This is a genomic window from Ideonella sp. P3_A4 (assembly GCF_056403075.1).
The window spans coordinates 1-1,692 of record NZ_JBFUGE010000954.1; the positions used below are offsets into that span (position 1 = coordinate 1).

Annotated in this window: 2 protein-coding genes; both read left to right on the top strand. The window is 65.6% G+C overall.

From position 1 onward, the window contains the following. A partial coding sequence (nuoN, locus tag AC1DYI_RS34810) for an NADH-quinone oxidoreductase subunit NuoN (RefSeq protein ID WP_477208663.1) occupies positions 1-1,402 on the top strand: 1,402 nt, incomplete at its 5' end. A gap of 29 nt (positions 1,403-1,431) precedes the next feature. Further along, a partial coding sequence (locus tag AC1DYI_RS34815; protein WP_477208664.1) for a DUF2818 family protein occupies positions 1,432-1,692 on the top strand: 261 nt, incomplete at its 3' end.

The following is a 1,692-nucleotide window of genomic DNA, read 5'->3' on the forward strand; positions in this document are numbered from 1 at the left end:
CGTCACCTTCTGGCTGACGCAAGCATCGCTCGCTGCCGTTGCGCTGATGCACGGCATGGCGCTGCAAACCGGCCTCGGCGCCGAGGGCGCTGCCGCATCGGTCTACGGCATGCAAGGCCTGGTGGTCTCTGACCCGATGGGCCACATGCTGGCTCTGTGCGCCGCGCTGGCGATGATGCTGACGCTGGCCTACGCCGGCCCGTACGTTGGCGATCGTGAGCTGCTGAAGGGCGAGTTCTTCACGCTGGCGATGTTCGTGCTGCTGGGCATCTCGGTGATGATCTCGGCCAACAACTTCCTGGTCATCTACGTTGGCCTCGAATTGATGAGCTTGTCGCTGTATGCGCTGGTGGCGCTGCGGCGCGACAGCGCGCTGGCGACCGAGGCGGCGATGAAGTATTTCGTGCTGGGTGCGCTGGCCAGCGGCTTCTTGCTTTACGGCATGTCGATGATGTACGGCGCGACCGGCTCGCTCGTCCTGTCCGAGGTGCTGTCTGCCATCGCCAAGGGCCAGGTCAACCCGACCGTGCTGACCTTCGGCGTCGTCTTCATCGTCGCCGGCCTGGGCTTCAAGCTGGGCGTCGTGCCGTTCCACATGTGGGTGCCTGACGTGTACCAGGGCGCGCCTACGGCCGTCACGCTGATGATCGCCGGTGCGCCCAAGCTGGCCGCCTTCGCGATCGCGATCCGCCTGCTGGTCGAGGGCCTGTCCGGCCTCGCGCACGACTGGCAGCAGATGCTGATCGTGTTGTCGGTGATGTCGATGGTGATCGGCAACCTGGCCGCCATCGCGCAGACCAACCTGAAGCGCCTGTTGGCCTTCTCGGCGATCGCGCAGCTCGGCTTCATGCTGCTGGGCCTGACGCCGACGGTGATCGACGCGAACACCTTGTCGGCGGCCAACGGCTACAGCTCGGCGATGTTCTACGTCGTCACCTATGTGCTGACCACGTTGGGCACCTTCGGCCTGGTGATGTACCTGTCGCGCGCCGGTTTCGAAAGTGACGAGATTTCGGACCTGGCCGGCTTGGCCAAGCGCAGCCCGTGGCTGGCCGGCGTGATGACGGTCTTCATGTTCTCTCTGGCTGGCGTGCCGCCGATGGTGGGCTTCTATGCCAAGTTCGCGGTGCTGCAGTCGCTGGTGGTGACCAACGACCCCGGCTACATCACGCTGGCCGTCGTGGCAGTGTTGCTGTCGATGATCGGCGCCTACTACTACCTGCGCCTGGTCAAGGTGATGTACTTCGACGAGCCGGCGGCTGGTTCCGTGCCGGTCGAGTCGCGGGGTGGCGTTGGCGCTTTGCTGGCTTGCAACGGCGCTGCGGCGCTGGTGCTGGGCGTGTTGCCAGATGGCCTGATGGCGTTGTGCCGCGACGTTGTCGTGCGCGCACTCGCCAGTTGAGCGCTCGACAGAGCGCCGGGCGGTAGTTCATGTCGCAGGCCGTGTCGGTCTGGCTGGTGCTGGCGGTGGCGGCGATCACCGCCAACCTGCCGTTCATCAACGAGCGTCTGTTTGCCGTCGGACCGCGCCTGCAGCCGGCCAAGGCCTTTGGTTGGCGCCTGCTTGAACTCGTGGTCTACGCTGTGTTGACCTGGGGTCTCGGCAGTGCGCTGGAGGCCTCGATCGGCCAACGCGCTCCGCAAGGCTGGGAGTTCTACGCCGCCGGCACTTGCCTGTTCATCACGCTGGCC